This window comes from Herbaspirillum sp. B65 (assembly GCF_000333555.1).
Lineage (GTDB): Bacteria > Pseudomonadota > Gammaproteobacteria > Burkholderiales > Burkholderiaceae_D > Herbaspirillum > Herbaspirillum rubrisubalbicans.
This window is the reverse complement of record NZ_BADI01001111.1, coordinates 1-6,945: the sequence shown is the minus strand read 5'-3', so window position 1 is coordinate 6,945 and position 6,945 is coordinate 1. Positions and strand designations below refer to the sequence as shown.

General features: G+C 61.4%; 5 protein-coding genes and 1 pseudogene. All 6 read left to right on the top strand.

The features are described 5' to 3' along the window. Window positions 1-163: 163 nt before the first annotated feature. On the top strand, window positions 164-1,675 hold the full coding sequence (locus tag I5W_RS26400; protein ID WP_044531485.1) for a CoA-acylating methylmalonate-semialdehyde dehydrogenase: 1,512 nt from the start codon (window positions 164-166) through the stop codon (window positions 1,673-1,675). 73 nt (window positions 1,676-1,748) lie between these two features. After that, the gene (locus tag I5W_RS26395; protein ID WP_044531484.1) at window positions 1,749-3,368 is read left to right on the top strand and encodes a GMC family oxidoreductase; all 1,620 of its coding nucleotides are present in this window, start codon (window positions 1,749-1,751) and stop codon (window positions 3,366-3,368) included. Window positions 3,369-3,580: 212 nt separating this feature from the next. Continuing rightward, a complete protein-coding gene (locus I5W_RS26390) occupies window positions 3,581-4,351 on the top strand; it encodes an ABC transporter ATP-binding protein (RefSeq protein WP_017452736.1) in 771 nt (256 codons plus the stop codon). After that, on the top strand, window positions 4,351-5,109 hold the full coding sequence (locus I5W_RS26385) for an ABC transporter ATP-binding protein (RefSeq protein WP_017452737.1): 759 nt from the start codon (window positions 4,351-4,353) through the stop codon (window positions 5,107-5,109). The genes I5W_RS26390 and I5W_RS26385 overlap by 1 nt, the downstream gene beginning before the upstream one ends. 152 nt (window positions 5,110-5,261) lie before the next feature. Beyond that, window positions 5,262-6,470 carry an ABC transporter substrate-binding protein gene (locus tag I5W_RS26380; protein ID WP_017452738.1) on the top strand — a complete coding sequence of 403 codons (1,209 nt, stop codon included), beginning with the start codon at window positions 5,262-5,264 and terminating at the stop codon, window positions 6,468-6,470. A gap of 131 nt (window positions 6,471-6,601) precedes the next feature. After that, window positions 6,602-6,945: pseudogene (locus tag I5W_RS26375) on the top strand (ABC transporter permease subunit); the annotation flags it as partial.

The following is a 6,945-nucleotide window of genomic DNA, read 5'->3' as shown; positions in this document are numbered from 1 at the left end:
TCTTTAATTGCTCTTGATAATTCCTCATTGGATGTGTCGCCCGCGGGAGACTATTCTTGCTCATCCATGCCGTTGGCTCATTGTCAGGGTCGAGCGGTTTGTCGGCAGGAGGGTGCCGGAGACAGCACCTCCCGCCTTCCTCCACCACACCAAAGGAAACCTTATGAGCCTCCCGCACATCGACCACTACATCCAGGGCCAGCGCTCCCGTTCCGAGAGCGGTCGCAGCCAGGATGTCTTCAACCCGGCCACGGGGGAGGTCACTGCCAAGGTGGCGCTGGCCTCGGTGGCGGAAGTCCATGCGGCAGTGGCTGCCGCCAGCGCTGCCGCGCCGGCCTGGGCCGAGACCGCGCCTTTGAAGCGCGCGCGGGTGCTGTTCAAGTTCAAGGAATTGATCGAGCAACACCACGATGCCCTGGCCAAGGCCATCACGCTGGAACATGGCAAGGTGTTCTCGGATGCGAAAGGGGAGGTCACGCGCGGCCTGGAGATCGTCGAATTCGCCACCGGCATTCCGCAACTGCTCAAGACCCAGTTCACCGACAACATCGGCGGCGGCATCGACAACTGGAACCTGCGCCAGCCGCTGGGCGTGACCGCTGGCATCACGCCTTTCAACTTCCCGGTGATGGTGCCCTTGTGGATGGCGCCCATCGCCATTGCCACCGGCAACAGCTTCGTGTTGAAGCCCTCCGAACGCGATCCTTCACCTTCGCTGATGCTGGCTGAACTGTTCAAGCGCGCCGGCCTGCCCGATGGCGTCTTCAACGTGGTGCAGGGTGACAAGGTGGCCGTGGATGCGCTGCTGGAGCATCCCGAGGTGCAGGCGGTGTCCTTCGTCGGTTCCACCCCGATTGCCGAATACATCTACCGCAAGGCCACCGAGCGCGCCGGCACCTTCCCGTTGCGCGCCCAGGCCCTGGGCGGCGCCAAGAACCATCTGGTGGTGATGCCGGACGCCAACCTGGACCAGGCCGTCGATGCCTTGATCGGTGCGGCCTACGGTTCGGCCGGCGAGCGCTGCATGGCCATCTCGGTGGCTGTGGCGGTGGGGAGCGTGGCTGACAGGCTGGTGGAAGCGCTGATTCCGCGCGTGAAGGCACTGAAGGTCAAGAACGGTATGGAAGATGACGCCGAGATGGGCCCGCTGGTCACCGCCGCCCACAAGGCCAAGGTGGAAGGCTATATCCAGAGTGGCGTCGAGGCCGGCGCCCAGCTGCTGGTCGATGGCCGCGGCCTGAAGGTGCCGGGCCATGAGGAAGGATTCTTCATCGGTGGTACGCTCTTCGACCAGGTCACGCCCGATATGAAGATCTACCAGGAAGAAATCTTCGGTCCGGTGCTGTGCGTGGTGCGCGTGCCGGACTTCGCTTCGGCGGTGCAACTGATCAATGCGCATGAATACGGCAATGGCGTCTCGCTCTTTACCGCCGATGGCAATACCGCGCATGAATTCTCGCGCCGCATCCAGGTCGGCATGGTGGGTATCAACGTGCCCATCCCGGTGCCGATGGCCTGGCATTCCTTCGGTGGCTGGAAGCGTTCGCTCTTCGGCGATACCCATGCCTATGGCGAAGAGGGCATCCGTTTCTATACGCGCTACAAGTCCATCATGCAGCGCTGGTCGGCCAGCATCGGCAAGGGGGCCGAGTTCACCATGCCGGTGGCCAAGTAATCCGATGGCCGTGCGCAGGGCATCAAGCGCTGCGCACGGTGTTGGACCACAAGAATAAACCAGCGGAGACACCATGCAATCGGCAGGGCAATACGACTACATCATCATCGGCGCCGGCACGGCTGGCTGCGTCATGGCCAACCGGCTCTCCCGCAAGACCGGCAAGAGCGTGCTGCTGATCGAAGCGGGCGGGCGCGACGACTATCTCTGGATCCACATCCCGGTGGGCTATCTCTACTGCATCAACAATCCCCGGACCGACTGGATGTTCCGTACCGAGGCCGATGCCGGACTGAACGGGCGCAGCCTGATCTATCCGCGCGGCAAGGTGCTGGGAGGCTGTTCCTCGATCAACGGCATGATCTACATGCGCGGCCAGGCGCGTGATTACGATCACTGGGCCGAGGTCTGCGGCGACGATAGCTGGTGCTGGCAGAACGTCTTGCCCTGGTTCCGCAAGAGCGAGGACTACCACCTGGGCAGCAGCGAGTTCCACGGTGCCGGCGGTGAATGGCGGGTCGAGAAACAACGCCTGCGCTGGGATATCCTGGATGCCTTCCGTGACGCTGCCGCCGAGAATGGCATCCCCAAGATCGAGGACTTCAACCGCGGCGATAACGAGGGGTGCAGCTACTTCGACGTCAACCAGAAGCGCGGCGTGCGCTGGAACGCTTCCAAGGCCTTCCTGCGGCCTGCCATGAAGGATGGCAACCTCACCATCATGACCGGTTCGCACGTGAGCCGCTTGCGCATGGAGCAGGGCGAGGGCGGGCCGGTGTGTACCGGTGTCGAATTCACCGGCGGTGGCTCGCAGTGGTTTGCCCAGGCCAAGGAAACCATCCTGTGTGCCGGCGCCATTGGTTCGCCGCATATTCTGCAGAGGTCGGGTATCGCCGATCCGGCGCTGTTGCAGCAGCACCAGATCCCGGTCGTCCATGCGCTGCCGGGGGTGGGCGAGAACTTGCAGGATCACTTGCAGATGCGCATGGTATTCAAGGTCGACGGTGCCCGCACGCTCAATGCCATGGCCTCCACCCTGCTGGGCAAGATGAAGATCGGGTTGGAATATCTGCTCATGCAAAGCGGCCCGATGTCGATGGCGCCCTCGCAACTGGGGGCGTTCGCCAAGTCCGATGCGCAGCAGGACAGCGCCAATCTGCAGTACCACGTGCAACCGCTGTCGCTGGAAAAATTCGGCGATCCGCTGCACGCCTTCCCGGCCTTTACCGCCAGCGTGTGCAACCTGCGTCCGACCTCGCGCGGGCACGTGCGCCTGGCCGCGGCCGATCCCGCGCTCGCGCCCAGGATCACCACCAACTATCTCTCCACCGAAGCCGACCTGAAGGTGGCCGCCGATGCGCTGCGGCTGACCCGCCGCATCGTCGCTTCACCCGCCCTGGCACGCTATCGTCCCGAGGAATACAAGCCCGGCCTGCAGTATCAAAGTCAAGCCCAATTGCAGCGCGCCGCCGGCGACGTGGGCACCACCATCTTCCATCCGGTGGGCACTTGTCGCATGGGGCGCAGCGACGATGCGATGGCCGTGGTGGACGCGCAATGCCGGGTGCGCGGAGTGGCGGGGTTGAGCGTGGCCGATGCCTCGGTGATGCCCTCCATCACCTCCGGCAACACCAATTCGCCGACTGTCATGATTGCCGAGAAAGTCGCTTCCAGCCTGCTGTCGCGGGCATGACAGCGTGATTTCTCAAGCGCTGGACCATACGGTACTTATACGTATTGTATGAATGGTACGAACCGGCTACTATGCGCCAAATATTAAAACTAGCTTCTCGATTCGCCAGTATGAAACGGTGGTGCCTGCTTCCAAAAGAAGCAGGTTAGCCGCAGCAGGCAGGCCTTGACGACCGGATCCACCGGCGCGGGCATCAAAGGGAAAAAGAGACCATGACAGACGTCATTCTGGAGACAAGAAACCTGACGAAGGAATTCAAGGGTTTCACGGCAGTAAGCGCGGTCAACCTGCAAATTGAGCGCGGTCACATTCATGCCTTGATCGGCCCCAATGGCGCCGGCAAGACCACTTGCTTCAATCTCTTGACCAAGTTTCTGGTGCCGACTTCGGGCCAGATCCTGTTCAACGGTCGCGACATCACCATGGATGCGCCCGCGCAGATCGCGCGCCAGGGCATCATCCGTTCCTTCCAGATTTCCGCGGTCTTCCCGCACATGAGCGTGCTGGAAAACGTGCGCATCGGCCTGCAACGCAAGCTCGGCACTTCCTTCCATTTCTGGAAGAACGGCGAGAGCTTGAAGCAGCTCGATGAGCGTGCCATGCAACTGCTGGAAGAAGTGGACCTCACCAGCTTTGCCCGCACCACTACGGTGGATCTGCCCTATGGTCGCAAGCGCGCGCTGGAGATCGCCACCACCTTGGCCATGGAGCCGGAACTGATGCTGCTCGATGAACCCACGCAAGGCATGGGCCACGAAGACGTGGACCGGGTCACGGCGCTGATCAAGAAGGTCTCGGCGGGCCGCACCATCCTCATGGTGGAGCACAACATGAGCGTGATCTCCGGTATCTGCGACCGCATCAGCGTGCTGCAACGCGGTGCGCTGCTGGCCGAAGGCAGCTATGACGAAGTCTCGCGCAATCCGCAGGTGATGGAAGCCTACATGGGCAGCACCTCGGGCGAACTGCAAGGGGCCCACTGATGAGCACCGCCACCATGAATGCTGCTGCCATGACCACGTCCACTTCCTCCGCACCGCTGGTATTGCAGATCAGCGATCTGCAATCCTGGTACGGCGAATCGCACATCCTGCACAACGTCAATCTCAACGTCCACCAGGGCGAGGTGGTGACGCTCCTGGGCCGCAATGGCGCCGGTCGCACCACCACGCTGCGTTCCATCATGGGACTGGTCGGCACCCGCAAGGGCTCGATCAAGATCAACGGCCAGGAAACCATCCACCTGGCCACCCACAAGATCGCCCACTTCGGCGTCGGTTATTGCCCGGAAGAGCGGGGCATCTTTTCCTCGCTCTCGGCGGAAGAAAACCTGATGCTGCCGCCCTTCGTCTCCAAGACCGATCGCGGCATGTCCATCGATGAGATCTACGAGATGTTCCCCAACCTGAAGGAACGTCGCAACAGCCAGGGCACGCGCCTGTCCGGTGGCGAACAGCAGATGCTGGCGGTGGCCCGCATCCTGCGCACCGGTGCGCGGCTGCTGCTGCTGGACGAGATTTCCGAAGGTCTGGCTCCGGTCATCGTGCAGGCATTGGCGCGCATGATCACGACCTTGAAGGCCAAGGGCTACACCATCGTCATGGTCGAGCAGAACTTCCGCTTCGCCGCGCCCCTGGCCGATCGCTTCTATGTGATGGAACACGGGCAGATCGTCGAGTCCTTCGCATCGTCGCAGCTGGAAGCGAAGATGCAGACCTTGAACGAACTGCTGGGCGTCTGAGCCGCTATCCAGATTTTCCGGTATCACCAGCTTCACCGCTAGAAGAAGTACTGCCAACAAGTACGTCCGCGGGGTGAGTGATCCTCTCCCCGTTCCACCAGTTGTCTCGCATCGAAACCATTGAGCGGGCTTCCAAAACAGAGGAGATGAAAATGAAACTCAAGGCAATGGCACTGGCCGTCACCGCCGCCGCTGCGGCATTCGCGACGGCACCGGCTTCGGCCCAGATCTCGGGTGATGTGATCAAGATCGGCTTCATCACCGATATCTCGGGCGTGTATTCCGACATCGACGGCCAGGGTGGCGCCGAAGCGATCAAGATGGCCATTGCCGACATGGGCGGCGCCATCAACGGCAAGAAGATCGAACTGCTGGTGGCCGACCACCAGAACAAGGCCGACGTTGCCGCCAGCAAGGCCCGTGAATGGTTCGACCAGCAGGGCGTGGACATGTTGATCGGCGGCACCAACTCCGGCACTGCCTTGGCCAGCGCCAAGGTGGCCGCAGAAAAGAAGAAGGTCTACATGCAGATCGGCGCCGGCTCGGCCCGTCTGACCAATGAAGAGTGCTCGCCCTATACCGTGCACTACGCCTACGACACCGTGGCCCTGGCCAAGGGTACTGGCTCGGCGGTGGTCAAGCAGGGTGGCAAGAGCTGGTTCTTCCTGACCGCCGACTATGCCTTCGGTCACTCGCTGGAAGCCGATACCGCCAACGTGGTGAAGGCTTCGGGCGGCACCGTGGTGGGTTCGGTCAAGCATCCGCTGGGCGCTTCCGACTTCTCTTCCTTCCTGCTGCAGGCACAAAGCTCCAAGGCCCAGATCATCGGCCTGGCCAATGCCGGTGGCGACTTCATCAATTCGGTGAAGGCGGCCAATGAATTCGGCATCACCAAGACCGCCAAGCTGGCCGGCTTGCTGGTGTTCATCAACGACGTACACTCGCTGACCCTGAAGAACACCGAAGGCCTGTACCTGACCGATAGCTGGTACTGGGACGCCAACGATGAAACCCGTGCCTTTGCCAAGCGCTATTTCGCCGTGCGCAAGAAAATGCCGTCCTCCCTGCAAGCCGCCGACTACTCGGCTGCGCTGCAATACCTGAAGATCGTCAAGGAAATCGGCACCGATGATTCCGACAAGGTGATGGCGGCTCTGCGCAAGGCCAAGTTCAACGACATGTACCAGAAGAATGGCTACCTGCGCGCCGATGGCCGCGTGGTGCACGACATGTACCTGTACCAGGTCAAGGCCCAGTCGGAGTCCAAGTATCCGTGGGACTACTACAAGCTGGTGCAGACCATCCCGGCCGAGCAGGCCTGGACCACCAAGGCCGAATCCAAGTGCGCGGCCTGGAAGTAAGCACGACGTCGCAACGTAGCAGTAAGGCCATCAAATAGCCCCGCAAAATCTGTCATTTCTGCTCACCCGGGGATGGCAGATTTTTGCTGTGGGCGATGGCGTTCTTTACCCCCCTGGATGAACGGGTTTTTATGGAACTATTCGGCATACCCCTGCAAGCCTTGTTGAGCCAGCTGCTGCTGGGCCTGGTCAACGGCTCCTTCTACGCCATGCTCTCGCTGGGCCTGGCGGTGATCTTCGGCTTGCTCAACGTGATCAACTTCGCGCACGGCACGCTGTACATGCTGGGCGCGTTCCTGGCCTGGATGGGCTTGACCTATCTGGGACTGAACTACTGGGTCATGCTCATCGTGGCACCAATCCTGGTGGGTCTGTTCGGCATCCTGATCGAAAAGACATGCTGCGCTGGCTCTACAAGCTGGATCACCTGTATGGCCTCTTGCTGACCTTCCGTATCACGCTGATGATCGAGGGC

Excerpts from the sequence above, each read along its gene's own strand:
- I5W_RS26400 (WP_044531485.1), top strand. The coding sequence starts at position 164 with ATGAGCCTCCCGCACATCGACCACTACATCCAGGGCCAGCGCTCCCGT.
- I5W_RS26395 (WP_044531484.1), top strand. The coding sequence starts at position 1,749 with ATGCAATCGGCAGGGCAATACGACTACATCATCATCGGCGCCGGCACG.
- I5W_RS26390 (WP_017452736.1), top strand. The coding sequence starts at position 3,581 with ATGACAGACGTCATTCTGGAGACAAGAAACCTGACGAAGGAATTCAAG.
- I5W_RS26385 (WP_017452737.1), top strand. The coding sequence starts at position 4,351 with ATGAGCACCGCCACCATGAATGCTGCTGCCATGACCACGTCCACTTCC.
- I5W_RS26380 (WP_017452738.1), top strand. The coding sequence starts at position 5,262 with ATGAAACTCAAGGCAATGGCACTGGCCGTCACCGCCGCCGCTGCGGCA.